Annotated in this window: 22 protein-coding genes; 11 read left to right on the top strand and 11 right to left on the bottom strand. The window is 66.7% G+C overall.

The features are described from left to right. The first annotated feature begins 98 nt into the window (after positions 1–98). The 5 genes from O5K39_RS02590 to O5K39_RS02570 all read left to right on the top strand — a co-directional run bounded on the left by O5K39_RS02590 (position 99) and on the right by O5K39_RS02570 (position 6802). Positions 99–461 (top strand): hypothetical protein, encoded by a 363-nt coding sequence (locus tag O5K39_RS02590; protein WP_088582514.1) that lies wholly within the window; start codon positions 99–101, stop codon positions 459–461. 278 nt (positions 462–739) lie between these two features. Then, on the top strand, positions 740–1942 hold the full coding sequence (locus O5K39_RS02585) for a TolC family protein (RefSeq protein WP_240612157.1): 1203 nt from the start codon (positions 740–742) through the stop codon (positions 1940–1942). Beyond that, complete coding sequence (locus tag O5K39_RS02580; RefSeq protein ID WP_088582515.1) at positions 1939–3276, top strand: efflux RND transporter periplasmic adaptor subunit; 1338 nt, start codon at positions 1939–1941, stop codon at positions 3274–3276. The genes O5K39_RS02585 and O5K39_RS02580 overlap by 4 nt, the downstream gene beginning before the upstream one ends. Continuing rightward, the gene (locus tag O5K39_RS02575; RefSeq protein ID WP_271145749.1) at positions 3273–6422 is read left to right on the top strand and encodes an efflux RND transporter permease subunit; all 3150 of its coding nucleotides are present in this window, start codon (positions 3273–3275) and stop codon (positions 6420–6422) included. Before O5K39_RS02580 ends, O5K39_RS02575 begins: the two co-directional genes overlap by 4 nt. Next, positions 6419–6802 (top strand): copper-binding protein, encoded by a 384-nt coding sequence (locus O5K39_RS02570; protein ID WP_271145748.1) that lies wholly within the window; start codon positions 6419–6421, stop codon positions 6800–6802. The genes O5K39_RS02575 and O5K39_RS02570 overlap by 4 nt, the downstream gene beginning before the upstream one ends. A 649-nt stretch (positions 6803–7451) precedes the next feature. Here the strand turns inward: O5K39_RS02570 and O5K39_RS02565 are convergent. The 3 genes from O5K39_RS02565 to O5K39_RS02555 form a co-directional block, all read right to left on the bottom strand. After that, positions 7452–8261 carry a DUF4198 domain-containing protein gene (locus tag O5K39_RS02565; protein WP_271145747.1) on the bottom strand — a complete coding sequence of 270 codons (810 nt, stop codon included), beginning with the start codon at positions 8259–8261 and terminating at the stop codon, positions 7452–7454. Between the two features lie 130 nt (positions 8262–8391). Further along, positions 8392–11295 (bottom strand): TonB-dependent receptor, encoded by a 2904-nt coding sequence (locus O5K39_RS02560; RefSeq protein WP_271145746.1) that lies wholly within the window; start codon positions 11293–11295, stop codon positions 8392–8394. Between the two features lie 802 nt (positions 11296–12097). Continuing rightward, positions 12098–14032: an FTR1 family protein gene (locus tag O5K39_RS02555; RefSeq protein WP_271145745.1), complete on the bottom strand. Its 1935-nt coding sequence runs from the start codon at positions 14030–14032 to the stop codon at positions 12098–12100. A 283-nt stretch (positions 14033–14315) separates the two neighbouring features. On the opposite strand from O5K39_RS02555, the gene O5K39_RS02550 reads away from it, so the two are divergent. Both O5K39_RS02550 and O5K39_RS02545 read left to right on the top strand, forming a co-directional pair. Continuing rightward, the gene (locus O5K39_RS02550) at positions 14316–15056 is read left to right on the top strand and encodes a helix-turn-helix domain-containing protein (protein ID WP_271145744.1); all 741 of its coding nucleotides are present in this window, start codon (positions 14316–14318) and stop codon (positions 15054–15056) included. A gap of 46 nt (positions 15057–15102) precedes the next feature. Continuing rightward, on the top strand, positions 15103–15954 hold the full coding sequence (locus O5K39_RS02545) for a sterol desaturase family protein (protein WP_271145743.1): 852 nt from the start codon (positions 15103–15105) through the stop codon (positions 15952–15954). Positions 15955–15968: 14 nt separating this feature from the next. On the opposite strand, the gene O5K39_RS02540 is transcribed toward O5K39_RS02545, so the two are convergent. Then, a complete protein-coding gene (locus O5K39_RS02540) occupies positions 15969–16124 on the bottom strand; it encodes a metal-sensing transcriptional repressor (RefSeq protein WP_271145742.1) in 156 nt (51 codons plus the stop codon). Between O5K39_RS02540 and O5K39_RS02535 the strand changes: the two genes are divergently transcribed. The 3 genes from O5K39_RS02535 to O5K39_RS02525 are packed head-to-tail and all read left to right on the top strand — an operon-like array spanning position 16062 to position 17132. Further along, a complete protein-coding gene (locus tag O5K39_RS02535) occupies positions 16062–16496 on the top strand; it encodes a copper resistance protein B (RefSeq protein WP_271145741.1) in 435 nt (144 codons plus the stop codon). The genes O5K39_RS02540 and O5K39_RS02535 overlap by 63 nt on opposite strands. A gap of 17 nt (positions 16497–16513) precedes the next feature. After that, the gene (locus tag O5K39_RS02530; protein ID WP_271145740.1) at positions 16514–16897 is read left to right on the top strand and encodes a copper resistance protein CopC; all 384 of its coding nucleotides are present in this window, start codon (positions 16514–16516) and stop codon (positions 16895–16897) included. Between the two features lie 10 nt (positions 16898–16907). Further along, entirely contained in the window at positions 16908–17132 is a 225-nt protein-coding gene (locus O5K39_RS02525) for an ammonium transporter family protein (protein WP_271145739.1), read from the top strand. A gap of 66 nt (positions 17133–17198) precedes the next feature. Here the strand turns inward: O5K39_RS02525 and O5K39_RS02520 are convergent, their stop codons facing one another. Beyond that, the gene (locus tag O5K39_RS02520) at positions 17199–17504 is read right to left on the bottom strand and encodes a toxin-antitoxin system, antitoxin component (RefSeq protein ID WP_271145738.1); all 306 of its coding nucleotides are present in this window, start codon (positions 17502–17504) and stop codon (positions 17199–17201) included. A gap of 325 nt (positions 17505–17829) precedes the next feature. On the opposite strand from O5K39_RS02520, the gene O5K39_RS02515 reads away from it, so the two are divergent. Next, positions 17830–18300: a DUF411 domain-containing protein gene (locus O5K39_RS02515; protein ID WP_271145737.1), complete on the top strand. Its 471-nt coding sequence runs from the start codon at positions 17830–17832 to the stop codon at positions 18298–18300. Here O5K39_RS02515 and O5K39_RS02510 read toward each other — a convergent pair. The 6 genes from O5K39_RS02510 to O5K39_RS02485 all read right to left on the bottom strand — a co-directional run bounded on the left by O5K39_RS02510 (position 18265) and on the right by O5K39_RS02485 (position 26244). Further along, positions 18265–19407: an acyltransferase gene (locus O5K39_RS02510; protein WP_271145736.1), complete on the bottom strand. Its 1143-nt coding sequence runs from the start codon at positions 19405–19407 to the stop codon at positions 18265–18267. The genes O5K39_RS02515 and O5K39_RS02510 overlap by 36 nt on opposite strands. Before the next feature lie 68 nt (positions 19408–19475). Continuing rightward, positions 19476–19916, bottom strand: a complete 441-nt coding sequence (locus tag O5K39_RS02505; protein WP_271145735.1) for a hypothetical protein — start codon at positions 19914–19916, stop codon at positions 19476–19478. After that, the gene (locus tag O5K39_RS02500; protein ID WP_271145734.1) at positions 19900–20340 is read right to left on the bottom strand and encodes a DUF305 domain-containing protein; all 441 of its coding nucleotides are present in this window, start codon (positions 20338–20340) and stop codon (positions 19900–19902) included. Before O5K39_RS02500 ends, O5K39_RS02505 begins: the two co-directional genes overlap by 17 nt. Beyond that, a complete protein-coding gene (locus O5K39_RS02495) occupies positions 20337–22427 on the bottom strand; it encodes a heavy metal translocating P-type ATPase (protein WP_271145733.1) in 2091 nt (696 codons plus the stop codon). The genes O5K39_RS02500 and O5K39_RS02495 overlap by 4 nt, the downstream gene beginning before the upstream one ends. After that, entirely contained in the window at positions 22424–23026 is a 603-nt protein-coding gene (locus O5K39_RS02490; RefSeq protein WP_271145732.1) for a cation transporter, read from the bottom strand. Before O5K39_RS02490 ends, O5K39_RS02495 begins: the two co-directional genes overlap by 4 nt. After that, a complete protein-coding gene (locus O5K39_RS02485; RefSeq protein WP_271145731.1) occupies positions 23023–26244 on the bottom strand; it encodes a CusA/CzcA family heavy metal efflux RND transporter in 3222 nt (1073 codons plus the stop codon). The genes O5K39_RS02490 and O5K39_RS02485 overlap by 4 nt, the downstream gene beginning before the upstream one ends. Between the last annotated feature and the right edge of the window lies 1 nt (position 26245).

The following is a 26245-nucleotide window of genomic DNA, read 5'->3' as shown; positions in this document are numbered from 1 at the left end:
GCGGGCGCGCGCTGATCCGGAGCATTGCGTTGCGCGCGCCCGACGCCAGCCCGTCGGTCGCTTGACACGGCCGGCCGACGGGCGTGGGATGACCGCGCATGTGGAACCTCGTCCGCACCCTTCTGTTCGCCCTGGCGGTGGCCGGCTTCGTCGGCCAGTCGTCCGCGCACGCCACGCCGTTCCAGGTATTCGAAGCGACGGGCGGCATGGCGGACATGGATTGCGCCGAGATGATGGTGATGGCGGACGGGCCTTCCGGCGGCGCTACTAGCCCTTGCGACGAGATGACGCCCGACTGCATCGCCAAGATGGGCTGCGCCGCCGTCGCGGCGCCCATGCCGCCGGCGCCGACCGTTCAACGGCCTTCGGCTCCGCGGGGACTCCGGTTCGCAGCCGTCGATGTCGTGCGAGAGGGCGCAGGCCCGCTTCCACTGAAGAATCCGCCGAAACGGCTGGCGTAGACCGCTTCCGCTGATCGAAGGCCGTGAGCGCCGTTGCGCGGGCGACCGCCGATCGATCGATCCGAGCCCTTCGCCGATGTCCCGCCCTCAAGGCGGGTCAAGTGGTTTCGAGGAATTCCATGACCATTCGTTTGAGGTCGGCGATACGCGCGTCTGCGTGTCCGCCGCCCCGTGTCCGCCGGCCGCGCGTCCTAACGCGACGCGCCGAGGTTTCGGCGCCGTCCGCGCGCCGTGCTCTGATCGCAAGCTGGGCGATCCTCCCGGCTTCCATTTTGCTCGTGAGCGTCTGGACCGCGCCTTCCAAGGCCGACCCCCAGACCTTCGACGAGGCCCTGGCCCGCGCGGCGGCCGGAGCGCCCGGCCTCAGAGCCAGCGCCCTGGGGGTGGACGCCGCGCGTGCGGCGGCGCGGGCCGCCGGCCGGCTGCCGGATCCGCGTCTCACGTTCGGCCTCGACGGGTTTCCGGTGACCGGGCCGTTCACGGGCCAATTCGACCAGGACGACTTCACCATGCTCAGGATCGGCGTCGAGCAGGACGTGCCGAGCCGCGCGCGCCGTCGCGCTGAGCGAGACATCGCCGAGGCGCAGATCGGCATCGCCGGCGCCGAGGAGTCCGTCGCGCGGCGGGAGGTCCAGATCGCAACGGGACTGGCCTGGATCGACCTCTTCTACGCCGAACGCCGCCTCGCGGCCCTGGATGACGTTCTGAAAACCCTTGAGCCGCTGTGGAACACCGCGCCCGCCGGAGTCGCATCGGGCGCCTATCGGTCGGCGAACGCCCTCGGTCCGGTCCAGCTCAAGGCTAATTTGGACGATCGCCGCAGCCGGCTCGTCGCCGACTTGGAGAAGGCCCGGTCTGAGCTGGCGCGCTGGACGGGCGATAACGATCCCGAAACGGCGGGCGCGCCGCCGCAAGACGATCTCGACCTGGCCGCCTTGCGGGACGGCATCGCCCGGCTGCCGGCCGTGCGCGTCTATGGCGCCGCGGCGCGGCGCGCCGACGCCGAGGTCGATCTGGCGCGCGCAGGACGTCGGCCGGACTGGTCGTTCGAGGCCAGCTATGGCCGCCGCGACGAGCGGTTCGGCGACTTGTTCTCCGTCGGCGCGAGCGTGCGGCTGCCGATCTTTCCGGGGCAGAGGCAGGATCCCGTCATCGCGGCGCGCGCCGCTGACGCGCTGCGGGTCACCGCCGAGCGTCAGGACGCCGAGCGTCTGTTGACTGCTTCGCTGAGGAGCGCCTTGGCCGAACACGCGACGGCCAAGGATCAATGGCTCCGGTCGCGCGACGTCGTTCTGCCCAACGTCCTTCAGCGTTCCGATCTCGAAACCGCGAGCTATGCGGCGGGCAGGGCGGGCATCGTTGAAGTTCTCGAAGCCTTCACCGCCGTGGCGAACGCCCGGCTCGACACGCTCGATCGCGAGGCCGCCGTGATGCGCCAGGTGGTCCAGATCAGTCTCACCTATGGGAACACCGACCGATGAACGCCCTTCGCAACAGACGCCTGGGCATCGCCATGGGCGCGCTTCTTCTGGTCGGGGTCGGCGTCGGGGCCGGCGTCGTCATCGCCCCGCGCCTGGACGGGGCCGCCGACGGGACCGCCGAGGGAGGAGGGGAGCGCGAGATCCTCTACTGGTACGATCCCATGGTTCCGAACGAACGATACCCGGGACCGGGGAAGTCGTCGATGAACATGGATACCATCCCCAAATATGCGGATGAGGGGGGAACCAACGCCACCCCGGGCGTCCGGATCGATCCGGCGCTGAGCCAGAATCTGGGGGTCCGGTATGCCACAGCCCGCCGTGGCGTTCTCGAGGGCGATCTCAGCGCCACAGCGGTGGTCGAATACAACGAACGGGACATCGCCGTGGTCCAGTCGCGCGCGGACGGCTTCGTGCAGCGGGTCTACAACCGCGCGCCGGGCGACGTGATCGCCGCGGGCGCGCCCCTGGTCGATTTGCTCATTCCGTCCTGGGGAGGAGCCCAGACGGAATATCTGGCCGTGCGGCGCACCGGCAATACGCCCCTAGTCCAGGCGGCGCGGCAGCGACTAGTGCTGATGGGCATGTCCGAGAGCCTGATCACGTCGGTCGAGCGCAGCGGGCGGGCGCGGAACACCATCACCATCTCGACGCCCACCGGCGGCGTGATCAAGACGCTGGGCGTGCGCGCCGGCATGAGCGTCGCCCAGGGCATGACCCTGGCCGAGATCAACGGCCTGAGCACCGTCTGGATCAACGCCGCCATCCCGGAGGCCCTGGCGAGCCAGCTGAGGGTTGGGAAGTCTGTCGAGGTGGCCCTGGCCGCCTTCCCGGGCGAGCCGTTCACGGGCCGCCTGACCACCCTGTTGCCGGAACTCGTCGGCGACAGCCGCACGGTCACCGGACGGATCGAAATGGCCAATAGAGGGGGGCGTCTGCGCCCCGGCATGTTCGGTCGGGTCACCTTCGGCGGCGGTTCGACGTCGGATCTGATCGTGCCGACCGAGGCGGTGATCCGGACCGGAGAACGTGACATCGTCATGCTAGCCCTGCCGGAGGGCCGCTATCAACCGGCCCAGGTCCGGATCGGACGGGAAGCCGGGGGGCAGACCGAGATCCTCGCCGGTCTCAGGGAAGGGGAACGGATCGTCGCGTCGGGGCAGTTCCTGATCGATTCCGAAGCCAGCCTGTCAGGCGTCGCGGCGCGGCCGATCGGCGAGACTTCCGGGCCCGCGCGCGCCCCGGCGTCGCCGACGGTCGGCCGGCCTGCCGCCGCCGCCCAAACGGGCGAATCCATGGCCGCGCCCGCTCAGCGCGGGAGGTCTGGGCGATGATCGCCGCGATCATACGCGCCTCGGTCAAGGGACGCTTCCTCATCCTTGTGGCCGCCCTCGCCCTGCTCGCCGCCGGCCTCTTCGCTGTTCGCACCACGCCGGTCGACGCCCTGCCGGACCTGTCGGACGTGCAGGTCATCATCCGCACCAGCTATCCAGGGCAGGCCCCCCAGATCGTCGAGAACCAGGTCACCTATCCTTTGGCGACCACCATGCTGTCGGTGCCCGGCGCGCGAACGGTTCGGGGTTATTCCTTCTTCGGCGACAGCTTCGTCTATGTGCTGTTCGAGGATGGAACGGACCTCTACTGGGCGCGCTCGCGGGTCTTGGAATACCTTAGCCAAGTCCAGGCGCGGCTTCCCGCGACCGCCCAACCTGCGCTGGGTCCGGACGCCACCAGCGTGGGCTGGGTCTATGAATACGCCCTGGTGGACCGCACTGGCCGCACCGACCTGGCGCAGTTGCGAAGCCTGCAGGATTGGTTCCTCCGGTACGAGCTGAAAACCGTGCGGGGGGTCGCCGAGGTCGCCAGCCTGGGCGGCATGGTGCGGCAATACCAGGTCGTGCTCGACCCCGTCAGGCTCGCGTCATACGGCATCACCCATCAGGCGGTGGTGGAAGCGCTCCAGCGCGCCAACGGCGAGACGGGCGGCTCGGTGCTCCAGCTCGCCGAGGCCGAATACATGGTGCGCGCCAACGGCTATCTGACCGAGCTCGACGACTTCCGGGCCGTGCCGCTTCGCACGGGGGCTGGAGGGGTTCCGATCAGCCTCGGAGACGTCGCGACCATCCAGATCGGCCCGGAGATGCGGCGCGGCATAGCGGAGCTGAACGGCGAAGGCGAGGTCGCCGGCGGCGTCGTCATCCTGCGGTCCGGTGCAAACGCCCGCGCGACGATCGCGGCGGTCGCTGAAAAACTCCAGATACTCAAGGCCGGATTGCCGCCGGGCGTAGAGGTGGTGACGACCTACGATCGGTCGCTGCTCATCGACCGGGCGATCGACAATCTGAGCGGCAAGCTGATCGAGGAGTTCATTGTCGTCGCCCTCGTCTGCGGCCTGTTCCTCTGGCACGCCCGGTCGGCGCTAGTCGCCATCCTGACCCTGCCGCTGGGCGTGCTGGCGGCCTTCCTGATCATGAATCTTCAGGGCGTGAACGCCAACATCATGTCGCTGGGCGGCATCGCCATCGCCATCGGGGCCATGGTCGATGCGGCGGTGGTCATGATCGAGAACGCCCACAAGCATATCGAGCGATGGGAACACGACCACCCGGACCACAAGCTCGTCGGCGAGGACCGGTGGAAGGTCATCACCGAGGCGGCCGTGGAAGTCGGACCCGCGCTGTTCCTCAGCCTGTTGATCATCACCCTCTCGTTCATTCCAGTGTTCAGCCTACAGGCCCAGGAGGGCCGGCTGTTCGCGCCGCTGGCCTTCACCAAGAGCTATGCGATGGCGGCCGCGGCGATCCTGTCGATCACGCTCGTGCCGGTTCTGATGGGCTATCTGATCCGGGGAAGAATCCCGGCCGAACAGAGCAATCCGATCAACCGCTGGCTGACCCACATCTATAGGGGGCCGCTGGACTGGGTGCTACGGCATCCCAGGAAGACCTTGGTGGCCGCCTTGCTGGTATTCGCCACCACGGCCTGGCCCCTTAGCCAGCTCGGCGGCGAGTTTATGCCGGCGATGGACGAGGGCGACCTGCTTTATATGCCCTCGGCCCTGCCGGGCCTGTCCCCGGCCAAGGCCGCGGAACTGCTGCAGCAGACCGACAGGATGATCCGAACCGTGCCCGAAGTGGCGACCGTATTCGGCAAGGCGGGCCGGGCGGAGACGGCCACGGACCCGGCTCCGCTTGAGATGTTCGAGACCACCATTCAGTTCAAGCCTCGCGATGAATGGCGGCCCGGCATGACCCCGGAGAAACTGGTCGAGGAGCTTGATCGCGCGGTTCAGGTTCCCGGATTGTCCAACGTCTGGGTGCCTCCCATCCGCAATCGCATCGACATGCTGGCGACGGGCATCAAGAGCCCCGTCGGCGTCAAGGTCTCCGGCGCTGACCTGGCCGCGATGGACCGTATCGCGGCCCAGGTGGCCGAGGTCGCCAAGACCGTGCCGGGCGTGACCTCGGCCCTGGCCGAACGCCTGACCGGCGGGCGCTATGTCGACATCGACATCGACCGAGAGGCGGCGGGCCGCTACGGCCTGAACATCGCCGATATCCAGTCGATCGTCTCGGGGGCTGTGGGCGGGGAGACGATCGGTCAGACGGTGGAGGGGCTCGCCCGCTATCCGATCAGCGTCCGCTATCCCAGAGAACTGCGCGACAGCCTGGAGCAACTGCGCGCCCTGCCGGTTCTGACGCCGTCGGGTCAGCAGATCACCCTGGGCACGGTCGCCGATATCCAGATCGCGGACGGCCCTCCGATGCTGAAATCCGAGAACGGCAGACTAACCACCTGGGTCTATGTCGACGTGCGCGGCCGCGATCTGGCGTCCGTCGTCGCCGATCTGCGTCAGGCCGTCGCCAGCGAGGTGGAACTCGCGCCGGGCGTCAGCATCGCCTACTCGGGCCAGTTCGAATATCTCGAACGGGCGGCCGAGCGGCTGAAGATCGTGGTTCCGGCCACGCTCGTGATCATCTTCATCCTGCTCTATCTGACCTTCGGTCGCTTCGACGAAGCACTGCTGATCATGGGCACCCTGCCGTTCGCCCTCACCGGCGGATTCTGGCTGCTCTATCTGATGGGCTTCGACCAGTCGGTCGCGACCGGCGTGGGTTTCATCGCCCTGGCCGGCCTTTCGGCCGAGTTCGGCGTGGTGATGCTGATCTATCTCAAGCACGCTCTCAGAGACCGGGGGCCTGACCCGGACCGGGAACAGGTCGAAGAGGCCGTTCGCGACGGCGCGCTGCTGCGGGTTCGGCCCAAGGCGATGACGGTCGCGGTGATCCTGGGCGGTCTGTTCCCGATCCTGATCGGCCACGGCGCGGGGTCAGAAGTCATGACCCGGATCGCCGCCCCGGTTATCGGCGGCATGATCACGGCGCCTTTGCTCTCCATGCTCGTTATCCCCGCAGGCTTTCTTCTTCTAAGAGGCCGCAGGTTCCGTTCGACCCCAGTCCTTCGAGGAGACACACAATGAAGCGCCGCATAATCCTGCTGACCGGCCTTGCTGCTGTTATGGCCGCCTGCGGCCAGCAGGCGGAGCCCGAAACCCCGGCGATGCCGATGGCCGAGCCCGGATCACCGAGGGCAAGCATTGAGGCGGGTGGCGCATCGTCGTCCCCGGGCGCCGGCTCGCGAACGGCAGATGGTGCGGGCGTTATCACGGCCGTGGACCCGGCGGCGGCGACGATCACCATTAACCACGAACCAATCCGTTCGATCGGATGGCCCGCAATGACCATGAAGTTCAAGGCATCGCCGGCTGCATTGCAGGAGGCTACTGTCGGTGACCGCATTCAGTTCGATCTGACGGTTCGTGATGGAGCAGGAGAAGTGACGGCGATCTACCCCCATTGATCCTCGGAGGCATTGTCCGGCGATGAGGGGACGGACCAACGCAGTGCGTGGGACGTTGGTGCTTTGCCGACCCAGGATGCGGGCTGTGTCGCGGTGCTCGGATCGAAAGACGACACCAGTCCTGCTTAGCCGCGCTCTGTAATGTCTTGCGCGGTTGAGGGGATGAAATTTGTACCTTGGCGGCCTGTTGCGTATTGAGCCGCCCGGAGACGTAGAAACCCGACTCGGCCTGGGCCTTCCCCTGTCTTCCAGGTACGGTGACGCTTTGACAAAAAAGCGGACTTGGCTTGGCAGCCGATGCCCGACTCGAAGACAGTCACGACGTCCTGAGCGCTTACCTACAACTTGACGATCCGGGGCCGCGGGCGCCGGGGGCGCGGGGGCCTGGCTCGCTCGTTGACGAAATCCACCGTCATCGCCATCCCGACGACTGACTCAGCCAGGGGCCGGCGTATCGACGCTGACAACGATTCCGAGCGCGTCTTCCGGGTCGCGGCCCAACGGTCCCTAGATCCGACTGGAGCGAGACGATGAAGCCTCGCTCCAGGGACGCATTGAGAACACTTTGGGCGTCGCGCGAAGGGCTCGTGCGGGCTTTGGCGCCGGAGCGTCGTGGTCGCCTCACGCTCGTCTGTCTAGCTGCGCAAGATCACCGGGGGCTGCCGTCACGACGCGTTGCTGCCTCGAACGTCAGCGACGCATTGTTGGTGATAAAGCGTCCGCCCGTCTCTGTCGGCCGATCCAGGGTCGCCGCGACAAGCATCACCGGCCCGGTCACCCCCTCGGGAAGGCGCAAGCGGCCCTCCTGATCGGTCAGAACCTCGCGCCGCTCCCCCTCTCCGAAACTCACGGTGACCGGGTGCGCTGTCAGCGGGCGGCCGTTCCTGACGAGTTGGAATCTCACGGGAGAACTCTCCCCGGCGTCGAACTCGGGGAGCAACTCGACCTCGAGTCCTGCGGGACCCGTCGAAGCGGGGCTGCAGGTCTGGAAGCAAACGAGCGTCTTGGCCAGCCGGCGAGACTGCACATGGAGTGTCGCACCCCGGGGCAGAATTCCACGAACCGCAGACACCTCCTCGGCCTTGAACGGATGCTCCTCGAGGTAGGTGTCGACCTGATCGGGCCGCCAGTTCGACTCGCCCCAGATCGTCTCCACCGCGACGACAGCCATCCCGGTGCTTTCGCTCGAGACGGCGAGACGCAGGGATTGGGCCGTCTGGGCTTCAACCGTGACGGTGGCCGGGCGGCCATCGACCATCGCCCGAACCTCGGCGAGGCGGGTGCGCGGCGAACCCACGTTGAGCGCGGGAAAGTCCGACGAGGACGTCGCATGGACGATGAGCGGTCGCCCGCTCGGACCGACGAAACTCGCCGGGATCAGAAAGAAATCATGGGCGGCCGCCGCGCCCGCGAAAAGCCCAAATCCAGTCGCCATCAGCAGTGCAATACGTCTTCTCATGTTGTTCTATCCTTCACTCGATCAGGTGTTCCGCCGGCGTACGCCGAGCAGGGTTGTGGATTCCGTTCGCTCCCCTCGAGCCTGCACGAGGCTCGCGGCGGCGCTTCAGCGTGTGGCCCTCCTGACATGCTCAGAAACGAGCGGTCAGGCCGACGTAGTACCGACGACCGATCAGGTCGTAGGTCGACGGGTCGGTGTTGGCGGCGATTGCCGGGGAATAGACCGGCGGCTGCTCGTCCGTGAGATTGTTCACGCCGGCCCGGAGCGAGACCCTCTCGTTCACCCGGAAAGAGGCATTCAGGTCGACGTAGTGGATGGCGTCGATGACCTGGCTGCGGTTGTTGAAGTTCTCGACCGAACCCTGGTAGCGCCACCGGACGCCGACGTTCCAGGGGTCCTGGATCCAGTTCAGGGTCGACAAGAATTTCCACTCCGGCAGCGTCAGGCCGAAACTGTTCGAGACCGTGCCCTTCCGATCCGTGAAGGCGCCGCCAGGGATGTCCTGACGCTGCCATTCCTGAAGCTTCGTGCCGGTAATGTTGAACGCCAGAGCGCCCCAATCCGGCGCGCCGATGTCGCCGAGATCGAGATTCCAATCGACCTGGAAGTCGATCCCCTGGGTCTGCAGCGTCCCGAGATTGGCGTTGGTTTCGAGGGTGCTCGTGATCTGCCCCGAGTTCGGGTCGCGGCTGAACAATCGGCAGAAGACGTTGTTCGGGTCATAGGTCGGGTTCGAGGTGCCGTTCTGATTGTAGCAACGACGCAGTTGTTCGGTCGTCGAGACCGTGCCGACGACCTGTTCGATGGCGATGTCATAGTAGTCGATCGAAGCAGAGAGTCGGCTGAGCCACGGGCTCGCGAACTGCGACTGCCAGGTGACGCCCACGGTGAAGGATTCAGCGGTTTCCTCCTCAAGCAGAGGGTTGCCGCCGGTGAGCCCGGAGACTTGCGAGTTGGAGAATGTGAACGAATCGATGACCTGGCCCGGGACGTTCTGCGCCAGGCACAGGGCCCGCACAGCGTTGGCGTCGGGCGCGCCCGGCGCACGGTACGCCCCGCGGATGTCGCAGGGGTCGCCCGAGAACTGGCGCACACCGGTCGAGGAGACCGGCACTCCGATCGACGGGAAGCTCAAATTCTGCGCTGCGAACAGTTCGCCGATCGAGGGCGCGCGGACCGCCCGCTGAACGCCGCCGCGGAACCGCAGCCCGGTCACCACCTCCCAGCTGAGATCCGCCTTGTAGGAACTCACGCGCCCGATGGTCTCGTACTCCGAGGCGCGGTAGCCGAGGTTGGTCTCGAGGTTTCGCACGAAGGGCAAATCGCTCAGCAGCGGGATCAGGATCTCGCCGTAGAGTTCTGAAACCTGATCCGAGCCCGCGAGCGGCAGGCCGGAGTTTCCGGCTAGTTCGGGCCCGACGACTCCATTCAGAGTGAAGGTGCTCAGCAGAAGGTTGTCGGGAACAAAGTCGTAGTTCTGCTCGCGGTAGGAGGCCCCGACGGCGGCTCGGACTTCGCCGGCGGGCAGGGTGAAGACGCCGCCCTGCAGGTTGAGCTCCGCGACCCTCTGATCGTTCGTCGTCGTATTCTTGGCGACACGACCGACGTAGCCGATGCATGCGCTGCTCAGCGGGTTTGTTCCGAACGGGTTGAAGCCGCCAGCGCAGATCGACGCACCGCCGTCCGGAGCGTCCAGAAGACGCTGCAGCGCGGAGCGCGAGAGGTAGCCGGTGTAGACGGTGCCGTTGTCCACCCGCCCGTAGGAGACATAGGCATCGTACGTCCAGTCGCGGACGCCGACCAGATCACCGCGCAGTCCTGTGGTGATCTGATAGACGTTGTAGTTCTCAGTCTGGCGTCTCGGGCCGAGCTCGTTGAAGCGTTTGTCGAGGCGGAAGTTCCCGGCCGGATTTGGGCGGGAGTTCAGCACGCCACGCAACTCGGCAGGAATGAACGGGTTCGTCGACGGGATGCGGAACCCGGTGGTCGGACCCGTGGCGGGATTGGACGCGAGCTGATTGCCGCTCTCGTACTGGGAGAACATGAAGTCGGCGTAGAGCTCCGCCGCTGCGGTGATCTCGTAGTCCGCGGCGGCGTACACATTGTAGCGCGTCTGCGGGATGATCATGTAGTTGCGGTCACCGGTGGCGTAGGTGAAATCGGTCTGCTGCAGCGGACCCGGCGTCCGGAACCCTTCATAGTCGATGCCGCCCGGGCTGACGTAGTCGCGCGCGCCCTGATAGGTGAACAGCGTCCCGTTGTTGTTGAAGCCGAAGGTGTCGCCACGCGCGGCCCCGGGCACCGCGGCGTTGACGGCCACGGCCGTGGGAAGGTTGGTGGCGTCAAACACCGTCGAGCCCAGAGGAGAGGTCCCCGCGAAACCCCCGATCAACGAGAATGAGCGGTCGGCGTTAAGGACCGAGGCGCGGTTCGAATAGCTCGCCGAAACCACGGCGCTCCCGCGGCCCTCGGCGATGTCCCCGCCGATCGTCAGGCTGACCGCTTCCGCGCCCGCGTCGCCGCGAGCCGAGGCGCCGTACTGCAGGTCCAGCTGGATGCCTTCGAAGTTCTGGTTAAGCAGGAAGTTAAGGACACCGCCTACAGCGTCCGATCCATAGGTGGACGAGGCGCCGCCAGTGATGGTCTCGATGCTGGAGATCAGCGGCGTCGGCAGCAGGTTCAGGTCCACGACGGACGAGGCGTTAGACGGCACGATACGGCGGCCGTTAAGGAGCACCAGCGTCCGCGTCGCGCCGAGCCCTCGCAGTTGGACATTGGCTTGACCCGCCAGGTTCGGACTGTTCGAAGCCGCGTTCCCCAAGGCGGTGAACTGGGGCAGGTCGTTGATGAGGCTCTCGATGTTGACCGATCCCGTCGCCCGGAAGTCTTCCTGGGTCACGGTGACGATCGGGCTGTTGGCGCTGTAATCCTGGCGCGCGATGCGGGAGCCGGTGACGACGACCGTGTCTATTTCGACGGCAGCTTCTGGGGACTGAGTTGCCGTGGGTTCTTGGTCCTGCGCTGCGGCGGGCATTGCCGCCAACGCGGTAGCGGCGATCGCCAAGCCGGACAGAAAGGAAGACGTGATAAGTCGGCTTCGAAAAGAGACGTCGGCCAAAGGCTTTTCCTCGTTAGTTTTCCGGCCGAATTGTGGCCCCCAATCTTGAACTACGCAGCACAAGAGGACGCCCCCTCGCTCCTCCGCAACTTTTTTAGGCTGCGGAAGACCCGCCCTACGCGCTCACTCAGGCAATCCCTCCTTGAGGCGCCCGGGATGCACTCGCGAACGGTCCACCCGCTTTACAGGGAAGGCATCGCGCTCCCACTCGGCCGAACGGCTTTCTCAACACTGGCGCGCTTGCGAGACGTTGGCCCGGGGTGGCATAACGACCGGCCAGAGCTTGCGCCGGCGCGTCGCAGACCCGTCTTACGGATCAGAAAGGCTCCTTGTACTTCGTCCAACGAGGTCGGGAAGACGCAGACGGTTTTGGCGCGACACGCGCGCATGAACACAAAGAACCCGCAGTGTGTGCCGGGCAGGCCCGCGTCAGCGACACTCCACGGTCAGTTGACCGAGTACATGAAACGGCCGGAGCCGGTCCTGGGCTTCCGGGCCGATGCACGCGATCACCAGCGCTTTGGCCCGCACTTGCACCCGCAAACTGAAGGTCAGTTCAGCCTATTATGTCAGGCGGTCCGGGGCGCGGACGCTCACGAGGCGTTACGGCGTCAGATGCTTCGTCGTCGGCCTGGTGCTAGGACAGACGCCCAGTAAAGGCGCCAGCATTGGCGAATGACCCATGCCGAGACTTAAGGTCCGCGACGGACATCAGCCGTCATCGGGACACAGCTCCGCCGCCGCGCGGACCAGATGCGCGCGCGAACCCGATCACCAGAACAGTCGCCGTGCCTAATTGAACCGCCAGTCCTTCAAGCGTCGGATAGAGGCCGAGGATTTCGATGCGCGGAACCCACGAAACCGGGTGGATGTCGATCCACCCCGCCTCCTGCAACGCGGCCACGCCTTTGCCAACGAGGACGACCGACAGGACCGCCATCAGGATCGAGCTCAACGAGAAGAACCGGCCGATCGGCAGACGTTTGCTGTAGGCCAGCAGGGCCCAGGCCACGACGGCCAGGATCACCACGGCGGTAAGGGCGCCGGTCAGCATGCCGACATGGCCGCCCTGGCTCCAGATCGCCGCGTAGAAGAGGATGGTCTCGAACACCTCGCGGTAGACCACCACGAAGGCCAGCAGGAACAGGAACCATGCGGACCGCTTCGACAGCGCCTTGGAGAGCTTGTCGCGGATATAGGTCTGCCAGGCGTCGGCATGCGACTTGCCGTGCATCCAGATGCCGACGGAGACGAGCACGACAGCCGCCAGAAGCGAGCCGAAGCCCTCGGTGAGTTCCCGGCTGGCGCCGCTGATGGAGATGAAGAAGGTCGCGGCCGCCCAGGTGGCGCCGCCGGCGACCAGTGCGGCCACCCAGCCGCCGTGAACGTAACGCAGCACCTCCGGCCGTTCGGCCTTTCGGAGGAAGGCGATCATCGCCACGACGATGAGCAGCGCTTCCAAGCCTTCGCGCAGCAGGATGGTGAAGGCGCCGAGGAAGCTGGCAAGATTGTCGGCCTCCTGGGGCGCGAGCGCGCGTTCGGCCGTGTCGAGCAGGGCGTTCAGGCGCGCGATCCGGTCCGCGACCTCCTCGGCCGGAGCACCCTTGCCGATCGAGGCGCGCAGGTCGGTCATGGCCGTCTCGACCCGCCGCAGCAGCGCGCCGTCGCGGGCGCCGAGCGCCGGTTCCACGGGCTCGAAGCCGTCGAGATAGGCCGACAGGGCCAGATCGGTGGCGGCCTTGCGGTCGCCCCGGCGATAAGCGGTCTCGCTTTCGGCCAGACGCGTCCGGGCCAGGGTCAGGGTCGAGCCTTGAGGGCGGCTCGCCGCCTCGGGATGGCGGCGCAGATACGCCGTGACCGCGCGCGCCTTGGTTTCGCCGAAGCGTGTGGCCAGGTCCGCCGGCGTGGCCAGGGTGACGGCGGCCAGATCGGGATAGGCGGCGCGGATCGCCGGATCGCTTTCCCAAAGGCGCTGGCCTTCGGCGGCTTCGGCGTCGGTGAAGGCGAAACGGCCGACATAGAAGGCCAGGGCCCAGCGGTCCTCGGCCGGCAGGTGGGCGAAGCTCGCCATGGCCGTGCCGTCGAGGCCCTGGTCGATGACCTGATAAAGGCCGAACACGCTGCGTTGACGGGCGCGTTCCACATCCGCGAAGGCGATCGGAGGCGGGTCGAGCCCCCCGGCGCCCGGTCCGTCGGCGCGGCCCGTAACGCCGTGGCAGACCGAGCAGTGCTCCGCATAGAGCGTCGCGCCCCGGGCGAGATCAGGCGGGAACGACGGCGCCAGTGGGCTCGGATAGGCCGTCAGCACCGCGGCGGCCAAGGCTTTGGCCTGATCCCCCACGACCCCCGGGGCCCGCTTGTCTCGAATAGCCGCCTGCAGGGCGACCGCATCGCGCAGCAGGCTCGCCTTGGCCGGATGGGACGGCAGAGCGTCCAGCCGCGTCCGGATCTGGCCGCCGAACTCGACCATCTCGCCGTATTCGGCCGCGTTGGTCACCTGCCCATTCGCCACCGCGCCGGCGTAATCGACCGCAACATAGTCGAGGAGCCGCCAAGCGACCTGCGCCTCCGAGGCGGACCGCGTCTGAGCGGGAGCCGGGGTGGCCAGCCCCATCGCGAACAGCAGGGCGAGCAGACGGAGCAGGAATTGCATGGGGGGGGAAGCCAGTTGTGAGTGGCTCGCATTAGCACTCGCCCCAGAAACTGTCGTGCCTTATGTGACGCCGAGGGGTCGCGGCCGCCGGCGCATTTCGCCGTCATTTATGATAGCTGGGGCTGCAGGCCCACGATGCGTGGAGCCCTAATTCGCATGGGGCCAGGCATGTACCGATCTGCGCCGTCCCGGGCATGCCGGGTGGCTTGCGGATTTTGGAGGAAGGCGCGATTACGCCTGCCATCAGCTCCGGTCATGGGACCGGCGCGAACGTTGCGAGTTCATGGCCTGGGCCTCATCGAGCACGAATTTCGCCTTTGGCGACGGCTGGGCCGCCTATGCGGGCCCGCATGCGGACCATGTGACGCACGCCCATGTCGCGATCCAGCTGGCCGTGGCCCGCACGGGCTGCATCCGCGCCGTTCTGGACGACCATCGCGCCCTTAGCGGCGAGGCGCTCATCATCGGTCCCCGAGTGCGCCATCGGATGACGGACATGGGCGGGCCGGTCATGTTGCTGTATCTGGAGACGCATACGACGCTGGCGTCCAGACTTCTGGCTTTGATCGCGCCGGCCGACGCGGCGGTCGCTCCTCCGTCTTTGGCGGCGCTGTTTAATCCTTGGGCCCCGCCGGACCGCATCGTCGCAGGCCTGAGATGCGGGCTCGGTGTGGAGGAGGCAAGGCTGGATCCACGGCTTGAAGGCGCGCTCCTGAAGGCATCCGAAGATCCGGCCCCCGGCGCCGTCGCCCGGGCCGCCCTGGCGGTCGGCCTGTCGCCCGCGCGCCTCAGGGTCCTGGTTCAGGCGCAGATGCAGGCCCCGCTGTCTCAATGGCTGCTGTGGCGAAAGCTGCAAAGGGCCGGGCGCGAGATGGCGGTGGGCGCGGGACTGGCGGAGGCGGCAGCGGCCGCTGGCTTCGCGGATCAGGCCCACCTGAACCGCGTCACGAAACGGATGTTCGGCTTGACGCCCTTGCAGGCGTCAAGCGTCGCGCGATCCGTGGGCAATCGGTTCATTCAATAGGTGGCGATCGAACCGCATCATCTTGGGCGTCATAGGAGCCCTCGCGATGCCTCAGATCCGCTTTGTTATCCGTCTCGCTTATGCGCCCGCGTTTTTTGTTGGCTATCTATGGTTCGCCGTGACTTTGGCCCACAAAGGTGCCCCGCTTTGGGCCCTGCCGATCCTGCTCGGCTCAGCGCTGGCCGTGTCCTTCGTGGCTGAGCGTCTTGCGCCCTACGAGAAGGCCTGGAACCGCTCGCACGGAGACCGCGGACGCGATCTGATGCACGCGGTGGTCAATGAGGTCTCGATCGCCCTGTCGGTGCTGGCCCTGCCGCTTGTCTCCGGCTTGATCCCGAATTTCGGTCTCTGGCCCACCGGCTGGCCGTTGTGGGGACAGCTGACGGTCGCAATCCTGGTTGCGGATTTCGGCATCACCCTGGCCCACTATGTCAGCCACCGCATCCCGGCGCTGTGGCCGTTGCACGCCGTGCATCATTCCGTCGAACGGATGTATGGGTTCAACGGCTTGCTGAAGCATCCGCTTCATCAGGCGATCGAACTTGCCGCCGGGACAGCGCCACTGGTGCTGCTTGGCATGCCCCAGGACGTCGCCTGGCTGGTAGCGTTCGCCGTGGCGATCCAGTTGATCCTTCAGCATTCCAATGTCGACATGAAGATCGGGCCTTTGGCCTATGTCTGGGCGGTCGCCCCCGCGCACCGGCACCATCATCTTGCGTCGCCGATCGACGGCGATGTCAATTTCGGCTTGTTCACCAGCCTGTGGGATCATTTGCTGGGAACGTTCCGGTCGGGGTCCGACACGCCCAAGGCGGGCCAGATCGGAGTGTCCGGTCGGCCCGACTATCCGAGGGACTATCTGAGGCAACTCGCCGAACCGTTCCGACGGGACGTCTGAGGGCCCGTCCCTCGCTAGCGTGAGGCGCGGCAGAGAAGTTCAATCAACTCGCTCGCCTTGGCCTGTCGATCGGCGAGGTCGTCGCCCGTCATCGCCCCCATGACGCAGTGGTCGAGGTGGTCCTTCAGGACCTCGCTCTCGACGCGCAGCAGGGCCGCCCGCACCGCCATCTGGTCCTGGGACTCCAGGGACTGGCCCCCTATTGGTTCGAAATCGACGCGGCCGCCTTCCTGTCCACGAAAGGCGACCTGACCGCTCGCGTCGAAGCCGAATACGATCAGCGCCTCACCCAGCGCCTGATCCTTCAGCCGCGCCTCGAAATCGACGCCTCGGCCAGCGATATTCCGGAACTGGAGATCGGCTCGGGCCTCTCTTCGATCGAGGCTGGCCTGAGACTGCGCTACGAATTCCGCAAGGAGTTCGCCCCCTATGTCGGCGTCGAGTGGAGCCGCGCGCTCGGAAACACCGCCGACTACATCGACGCCCGAGGCGGCGAGGCAGAAGACACCCGCGTCGTCGTCGGCCTCAAGGCCTGGTTCTAACCGAAGGAGACTACCCCATGATCCGCGTCCTCACCCTCACCGCCGCTTTGGCCTTCGCGAGCGCCGCCGCCGCCCAGGACCCGCGCGCCGGCCACGCCGGAATGCAGCACCAGGCTCCGGCCGCATCCGGCATCGTCACCACCTCGGCCGACGGCGCCATGACATCCGGTTCGCCCGAACGGTTCAGCGCGACCTTCCCTCACCCAATGATGCTGAAGACCGTGACCCTCACCGCCGAAAGCCAGGCGCCGATCGTCGTCACCGCTCCAGATGCGCCAGCCGCCGCGACCGTGAGCGTGGCCTTGCCGCGTCTCGCACCGGGAACCTATGCTGCCGCCTGGGCCGCCGAAGGTCCGGACGGCCACAAGATGTCCGGCTCTGTCAACTTCATGGTTCACTAGGAGAACGACGATGAAAGTTTCCAACCTGCTGGCCGCCGCCGGTGCGCTCCTCGCTCTGAGCGCCGGGGCGGCTCTGGCCGCCGAAGGCTGCGACTGCTGCAAGGACATGGCTGCCGACGCCGCCATGACGTGCTGTGACGAGATGAAGACCGAGCCTACCCCAACCGACCCCGCGCCGCCCGCCCCGTCTCCTTTGGATACGCCGGCGCCGCAAGGGCACGCTGACCACGGCTGATCGGCTGCATCTGACTCGCTTCCGGCCAGCCCTCTCAGAAAGGGCGCCGCCGGAAGCGGACAGAGATCAGGCCTGCGGGTCTCGCTCGTGCGCGAGCGCCAAAGCCGGATTTCGGCCATCGGGCGTCACTCGAACAAAGCGGACGGTTTCGGCCCGGGTCTGCGGCTCGGCGACGAACCCGGCGTCCGCGAAGGCGACGTGTTGAGGTTTTTGGAGTCCGGAAGGATCGCATCGCCACCAATCGTCCATGGTCGCCGCCTTCGGCAGAATACCGCCGACAATCCGTTCGATGTCCCTGAAAGTCAGCTCGATCTCGTCGCGCTTCTGGCGTCGCAGGAAGGTTGCGAGGGGCGTATATTTGGCCACGGCCATGTCTTCTTCTCTCATCGCTTAGGATTAGGCTCGGACGCCAGACCATCCCGCCAGCCTGCATCACGCGGTCCCGGGTCGCTTGGAGACTGAGGCGCGCGGGCCGTTGCCGACCTACGCATAATAGACTCAAGTCATCGTCGCATCTGCTCCGTCTTGCCGCAGTCCGGCGTGTGGGCGAGCGATAGACCGGGCTGGTCCTATTAAAGTCACCACAGAACGGTGAACAGCAATCACTCGAGACTGCACCGCCCGCGACACCCTGCCCGTCGCCAAACCTCGCGGGATCCTTCAGGGTGGCGATCCTTCAGTGATCGAGAGTCATGCCATGGCTGCACCTGCACCTGCACCTTCGCGCCGCACCATGCTCGTGGCATTGCCCGGATTGGTCCTGGTCGCCGCTCCCGCCCTGGCGGCGCCGCCCAGGCGAATGACCGCCTACAAGACGCCCTGGTGCGGCTGCTGTGGCGGCTGGATCGCGCACATGCGTCAGGCGGGCTGGACCGTCGAGGTCGTCGAGCGCGAGGACCTGGCGCCGATCCGGGCGCAGCATGGGATTCCCGATCCGCTCGCTTCTTGCCACACGGCCGTCGTCGGCGCCTATGCGATCGAGGGTCATGTCCCGGCCGGCGACGTCGCTCGGCTGCTGCGCGAACGCCCGGCCGCAAAGGCGTTGAGCGCGCCCGGCATGCCGGCAGGTTCGCCGGGCATGGAGGCTGCGGGGCGAGAACCCTATACGACCGTGCTGATCCTCAATGACGGTTCAACCCGCGTGTTCGGCCGACACAACGGCGCCTGACCGACCTGCCCTCCCCCCGGGGGGACGCGAGGCACTGAGCCAAGTCTGGACGGGCCGGTCGAAGCCGTAGCGGAACACTGCGGCGGCGGCGAAGGCGCCGACGAAACCGACGGACCAAAGCGCCCAGCGGTCCCCCGCTGACAGAGCGTCCTGACCGACAGCCTCAAGCAGTCCGAACCAGACGATGCGGCTGACCTCATTGGTCAGGAACATCGAGAATGACATCAGGGCGAGATGTTCGATCAGACGCGAGGGCTTGCGCACGGGTACGGCGCCGGCGGCCCAGATGATCACCGTCATCAGACCGAGGGCGAGCAGGCTGAACGTGCCGAAGGTCTGGAGAATGACCAGCGCGCAGCCCGCGGCGACACCGATTGCGCCGGCGAGGCGAGGCGCGACATAGACCCGCGAGCCGTAGAAGGCCGCCGCGACGCCCAGCAGGAAGAGCGGCAGGGCGCGAAGGATTCCGAACCGCATCGGAAGGCGATAGAGGGGATCGCCCAGCCACTGGGAGGCAGCGAGGTTGGCGACGAGGACGAAGATCACCGCGCCCATCACCACGACGGCCGGCGGCCAGCGCCACAGGGCGCGGCAGATCCACGGCAACAGGAGATAGCAGCCGATCAGGGCTGAGAGGGTCCAGGTCGGCGCGTTCCACCCCTGTCCGCCGGGCACGCCATAGGCCTGGACCAGCAACATTTGCGCCGGCAGCTGCGACCAGTCGAACCACTGAGGATTGCTGGGCGAGACGCCCGCGAGCGCGGCGCCGCCGACGAGAGCCACGAGGATGAGGCTGACGACGAGGTGGGCCGGAATGACCCGCAACAGGCGCTGGCGCGCATAGGCGCGCAGCGAGGCCTCACCGGCGGCCAGCCGGTCGCCATAGATGCGGGCCAGGACGTAACCGGAGTCGATGATGAAGAAGTCGGTGAGCAGATAGCCGCGGTCGAACACCGGATGCAGTTGCGGCAGCGGGACCGGAGAGGCCTCGCGGAAATGATAGAGGATGATCAGCGCCCCGACGATGAAGCGGAGCGCGTCGAGCCAGCCGCCGCGGGCGATGCGCGGCGGAATCGGGTTCATCGGCTCTTCGGCGACGCGGAGCATGCCGGACCTTACGCGGGGAGCGGCCAAGGAAAGGTTAGCGCCGGGCCCGACGTGGGCCGACGGGTGCATCAGTCCTTCGCCGTACCCGCAATGACGGGCTGTGCGACCGTCGTATGCCGATGAACCGGTATGACGATATCGGCCCGGGCGGCGAACAGGGCGGCCGTCCCGATCAGCCACAACACGCCGATTCCGCCGGCGATCATCCGACCCCCGCGGTCCCGAGGTCCTACCGCATAAGAGGCTACGCCAACGACGCCCAGGATCACGGTGTAGCCCAGATACAGGGGGACGCCGTGAGATCCAGACAGAATGAAGGCGAGGCAGAAGACGACGCCGGCCGCCAGCAGGCTTGCGACCGCCGCGACGCCCAGGTCCAGGGTCAGGTTCGGCTTGGTCGGGGCCTTCGGCCGCGACCGCCTGGTCTTTGCGCGGCCCTCCTTCCAGCGAAGGTCGCGACCCCGGACAGTGAACCGCTTCCCTGCCACGGCGTCAGGGCCTGACGCCACTGGGCGGGTCGTCTTCGTGCCGCGCCAGCAGTATCCTCATCCGGAGGATCTCGGCCTCCTGGGCGGCGATGATCTCGCGGGCGAGGCTTTGGACGTCCGCGGCCTCACCGTGCGCGACCGCGATCCTGGCCATGGCGATGGCGCCCTCGTGATGCGCGATCATGCCCCGCAGGAAGTCGATGTCGGCGTCGCCGGTATAGGCGATGGCCATGCCTTGATGCATCAGGTCGTTCGCTTCCCGGAAGGCTTGGGTCGAGGGAGCCTCCCCCGGCCTCGCGCCCTGAGTGTCGTGAGCACCGACATCCTGGGCCGATGGTGGGGGAGCCTCGGCGTCAGGCCGCGACCGTCCCGACAGCATGCCGTAGGCGAAGGCCGACAGCGCAAGAAAGACGGCGACGACCGAAACCCATCCGATGCGCTTCATGCGACAGTTCCCTTCAGGTTTGGAGCGGCCACGGTTGCTACGCCATTCGAAGGCCCAGCGGGGCTGGTAGGGTCGCGGTAGCCGAGGAGCCGGAGGGCGTTGAACACGACCAACAGGGTCGAGCCCTCGTGCATCGCCACCGCCGGCCCGATGCCCAATCCGAAGATGGTGGCGGGCACAAGGAAGGCGACGACCCCGAGGCTGACGACCAGGTTCTGCAAGATGATGCCGCGGGTTCGACGGCTCAGCCCGACCGCAAACGGCAGTTGCGAGAGGTCGTCGGACATAAGGGCGACGTCAGCGGTCTCCAACGCGACGTCGGACCCTGCGGCGCCCATGGCGATGCCCACGGTCGCCGTGGCCATGGCGGGGGCGTCGTTCACGCCGTCGCCCACCATGGCGATCTTGCCCTCGGCGCGAAGCCGCTTGATGGCGTCGACCTTGTCCTCGGGCATGAGATCGCCCCAGGCTTCGGTCAGACCAACCTGGCTGGCGATGGCCTGAGCCGCCTTCTGATGATCACCCGAGATCATGATCATTCGTGAGACGCCCAGCCCACGCAGGGCATCGAGCGTCGTGCGGGCTGCGGCCCGTGGCGTATCCAGCAGGCCGATCACGCCCAGATCGCGTTCGTCACGTCGTACGACCATAAGGGTTCGACCGGCCAGCCTCAGGCGGGTGACAGCGGCCTGCGCCTCGTTGCTGAGCGGGCTGATCCCGTCCACGCCGAACATCTCCGGCTTGCCTATCCACACCTGTCCGTCGTCGAACCGTGCGGTGACGCCCTTCCCAGTCAGGCTCTGCAGGTCTGAGGCAGCCGGGATCGCTGTGCCTTGAAGGCGCTCCAGGCCGTCACGCGCTATGGCCTCCGCCAAGGGGTGATCGCTCAGGCGCTCGACCGCGACGGCGGTTGTCAGAAGGTCGAGTTCCTTCGCGCCGCCCACGGGCACGATGTCGGTGATCCGAGGCCGTCCCTCCGTCAGGGTGCCGGTCTTGTCGAAAGCTATGGCGTTAAGCGATCCCAAGTTTTCAAGGGGGGCTCCCCCCTTGATCAGGACGCCAGCTCGGGCCGCACGCGCGACACCCGAGAGAACGGCGCTGGGCGTGGCGATGGCGAGGGCGCAAGGGCTGGCCGCCACCAGGACCGCCATGGCCCGATAGAAGCTGTCGCGGAACGGCTCATCGACCACGACCCAGGCGAAGAGCAGGATGAAGGCGAGGCCGAGGACCACCGGGACGAAGATCCGTTCGAAGCGGTCCGTAAATCGCTGGGTGGGGGACTTCTGGGTTTCGGCCTCGCTCACCATACGGACGACCTTGGCCAGGGTCGTGTCGGTGGATTTGCGCGTCGTCTCGATCTCGATCGCGCCAGCCCCGTTGATGGTGCCTGCGAAGACGATGGAGGCGGGACCGACCTGCGCTGGGCGCGCGCGGGCCGTGGCGGCGTCGGGAACCGGTTGCTTGTCGACCGGCATGCTCTCGCCGGTGACCGGGGCCTGATTGATGCTGGTCGCGCCCACCACGACAAAGCCGTCGGCCGGCAGCCGTTCGTTGGGCCGCACAACGACCGTGTCGCCGACCTCGACCTCCTCGACCGGCACTTCCACGATCTGGTCGCCGCGGCGCACGTGGGCCGTGCGAGGCGCGAGGTCGGCGAGGGCTTCGATCGCGCGTTTGGCACGGCCCATGGCGTAGTTCTCAAGGGCGTGGCCGATGCTGAACAGGAACAGGAGCAGCGCGCCCTCCGCCCAGGCCCCGAGAGCCGCCGCCCCGGCGGCGGCCACGAGCATCAGCGTGTCGATCTCGAAACGCTTGTTGCGGAGATTTTCGAAAGCCTCGCGGACCGTGAAGAAGCCGCCGAAGCCGTAGGCGATCAGATACAGACCGAGAGGCAGCCAAGCCGTGACGCCGGCCGCGAGCTTTTCGAGGGCGAAGCCCAAGGCCAGGGCCCCGCCACTTGCCACGGCGAAAATCACCTCAGTGTTGGGCCCGAACACGCCGCCGTGTGCATGCGGATCGGCCCCTGCCTTTTCGCTCGCATGGTCGTGGCCGTCCCCGGCTTGATGGTCGGTAGCGGACGAACTCATCGGACCGCCTCCTTATTGTCTTCGGCGCGAGCCGCGTTCTGCAAAATTTCGACGCCGCCTTTGATCGCGAGCGCGGCGACCAACAGTCCGACCACGAGGTCCGGCCACGACTGATCGAGCCACAGCACAAGCCCGCCGGCGACGAGAATCCCGCCGTTCGCTGCGAAGTCGTTCAGACTGAAGGTTTCGGCAGCCTCCATGTTGACGTCGTCGGAGGTGACTCTTTTGAGCAGCAACAGGCAAACGAGGTTCACGACCGCTGCGACGAGAGCCATCCCCATCATGGTCCAGCCGACAGGTTCCGCGCCGAACCACCATCGCCGGCCGACGTCGATAACGACGCCGGCGGCAAAGAGCAGCAACAGGACACCGGACAGACGGGCTGCACCTCTTTTCCAGGACAAGGCTCGGCCTACGGCCAGGAAGCTGATCAGGTAGACAACCGAGTCCGCTCCATTATCGACCGCATTGGCCAGCAGGGCGCTGGAGTCCGCGAAAATGCCGCCGGCGCCCAGACCCACGAAAAGCAGAGCGTTGAGGATGAGGACCACCAGCAGCGTACGGCGCTGCTGGTGGTCCTCCGAGGATCGAGACGTCAATCGTCCATTCCTTCCGAGGCTCTGTGCTTGACCGCCCTGGCTGCGAAGGTCGGCAGAACGAGCAAGGTCAGGATGGTCGCGGTCAGAAGACCCCCGATCACCACTGTCGCCAGCGGCTTCTGGACTTCGGCCCCGGCCCCGTGCGCCAGCGCCATCGGTATAAAGCCGACGATGGCGACCATTGCAGTCGTCAGCACCGCGCGAAGGCGGCTGGAGGCGCCCTCTATGGCGGCATCATAGGGCGTGAGACCCGCCGTCAGCCGTTCGCGGATCGCCTGCATCAGGACGAGGCCGTTCAGGGTCGCCACACCGGAGACGGCGATGAAGCCCACCGCCGCAGAGACCGAGAACGGCATCCCGCGCAGTAGCAGCGCGAGCGCGCCGCCAACTAGGGCCAAGGGCACGCAGGCAAAGACCAGGCCGGCCTCCGCGAACGACCCCAGCGCCAGGAACAGCAATACGCCGATCAGCACGAAGACGATCGGGATCACGAGTCCGAAGCGCTGCACCGCACGCTCAAGGTTCTCAAACTGCCCGCCCCACTTCAGATAAACGCCCGCCGGCAGGTCAATCTTCGAGACCTGGCTTTGGGCATCGGTGACGAAGCCGCCCAGATCGCGACCGCGAACATTGGCCTGAACCACCATGCGGCGGCTGCCATTCTCGCGACTGATCTGGTTCGGGCCTTCTCCGACCTGGATGCGCGCCACCGAGGACAGCGGTACGATGACCCCCGTGTCGGAGACGATCGGGAGGGCCGCCAGAGACGCCGGATCATTGCGGGCGTCGTCAGGCAGGCGGACGACGACGTCGAAGCGTCGGTCGCCCTCGAAGATCCGCCCGGCTTCGGCACCACCGACACCGGCCGAGACCGCCTCGCTGACATCTGCAGCGGACAGGCCGTAGCTGGCGGCGGCGATGCGATCGACGCTGACGGTCAGGGTGGGCAGGCCGGAAGCCTGCTCGACCCGAACGTCCGCCGAGCCGGTCGTCGCCCTAAGCGAAGTCGCGACCTGATCTGCCACGCGCTGGAGCGTTTCGAAGTCGTCGCCATAGACCATGACGGCGAGATCGGTGCGAACGCCGGAGATCAACTCGTTGAAGCGCAGTTCGATCGGTTGGCTGAACTCGAAGTTGTTACCGATCTGTAGCGCCGCAACGCCTTCGATCCGTTCGATCAAAGCCTCCTTCTCCAGGCTCGGATCGGGCCAGTCCTTGCGATCCTTCAACACGATGACGCTGTCGGAGATGTTCGGCGGCATGGGGTCCACCGCCGCCTCCGCCGTGCCGGTGCGCGAGAACATGGTCTCGACCTCCGGCTGCGCCTTGATGGCGCGTTCCAAAGCCATCTGCATGGCGAGGGACTGCTCCAGCGAGGCCGAGGGCACGCGCAGCGCCTGCATGGCGATGTCGCCCTCGTCGAGCGTCGGAATGAACTCTCGGCCCAGCGACATGAAGGTGACCGCGCCGATGGCAAGGGTCGCCACGGCGGAGATCAGCACGATCTTGGGACGTGCGACCGCCGCCTGGATCGCAGGCTGGATGAACCGGCGAGCGAACCGCAGAATCCAGGTCTCGTGTTCCACCGCTCGACCGTCAGGACCGATGTGAACCGACTTGGGCTCACGCACGAGCAGGGCCGTCATTGCGGGCACGAAGGTGAAGGAGAAGATGAAGGCGCCGACCAAGGCCAGCATGACGGTCGCGCCCATGGGCTGGAACGTCTTGCCCTCGACGCCTTCCAGCATCAGCAGCGGGGCGAACACCAGCAGGATGATCAGTTGTCCAAAGGCGGCCGGCTTGACCATCTGACGGGCGGATTGGACCGCCACGTCCAATCGCTCATGGCGAGTCAACATCCGTCCCAGAGACGCCCGGCGCTGGGTCAGCATAAGCAGGGTGTTCTCAATCACCACGACAGCGCCATCGACCATCAGACCGAAGTCGAGGGCGCCCAGGCTCATCAGGTTACCGCTGATACCGAACCGATTCATGCCGATGACGGCGAACAGGAAGGACAACGGAATCATCAAGGCGGTGATGCTCGCCGCTCGAATGTTGCCCAGCAGCAGGAAGAGAACAACGATGACCAGCAGCGCGCCTTCGGCAAGGTTGCGGGCGACCGTCGAGATGGTCGAGTTGACCAGTTCGCTGCGGTTCAGCACCGGCACAGCGACGACACCGGGAGGCAAACTGTCGTCCACGACCGACAGACGTTCGGCGGCGGCCTGAGCCACGGTGCGGCTGTTGCCGCCCGCGATCATCAGCGCCGTGCCGAGCACCGCCTCGTGACCGTCTCGGCTGGCGCCGCCCAGACGCGGAGCCTGGCCGATCTCGACCGTCGCGACATCGGCGACCCGAACGACCAGACCCCCGCGATTGACGACCGGTGCCTGCGCCAGATCGTCGATCGTCAGCGCCAGGGCGTCGGTGCGCACGACCAGGGCTTCGCCCGCGCGCTGGATGTAGCCCGCGCCTGCCTGGGTGTTAGCGCGCTCGACCGCCTCGACCAGATCATTGAGGCCCAGCCCATAGGCCGCCAGTTGCGACGCATTGGGTCGGACGGCGTATTCCTTGACGTAGCCTCCGACCGTATCGACCCCGGCGAGACCGGTGGTGGTGCGCATCTGCGGCGCGATGATCCAGTCCTGGACCGTGCGCAGATAGGTGGCGCGCTGCTCGGGCGTGGTCAGCCGCTCGCCCTCGGGGGTCAGATAGGCCCCGCCGGCCTGCCAGCCGGGTTGGCCGGGCTTGGACAGGTTATTGCTGTTGAAGGGCACATAGTCGACGGTCCACATCAGAACCTCACCGAGGCCCGTGGTGATGGGTGAAAGGCCCGGCTCCACGCCCTCGGGAAGTCCTTCCGACGCTGCGGCGAGACGTTCGGCGACTTGCTGACGCGCGAAATAGATGTCCGTCTGGTCGGTGAAGATCGCGGTGATCTGGCTGAAGCCGTTGCGCGATAGCGACCGCGTGCTGGTCAGCCCTGGGATGCCGGCCAGGGCCGTTTCCAATGGATAGGTGACCTGACGCTCGATCTGTTCGGGGGCTAGGGCGGGGGCGACCGTGGTGATCTGCACCTGACGGTTGGTGATGTCGGGGACCGCGTCGATCGGCAGTTTGGTCAGTTCGAACAGACCCAGCGCCGCGACGAGGCTGACGGCAAGAACGATGAACCAGCGGAACCTGACGGACGCTGTGATGATAGCTGTAAACATG

It is taken from the genome of Brevundimonas sp. NIBR10, assembly GCF_027912515.1.
Taxonomy (GTDB): domain Bacteria; phylum Pseudomonadota; class Alphaproteobacteria; order Caulobacterales; family Caulobacteraceae; genus Brevundimonas.
This window is presented reverse-complemented; position numbering and strand designations above follow the sequence as displayed.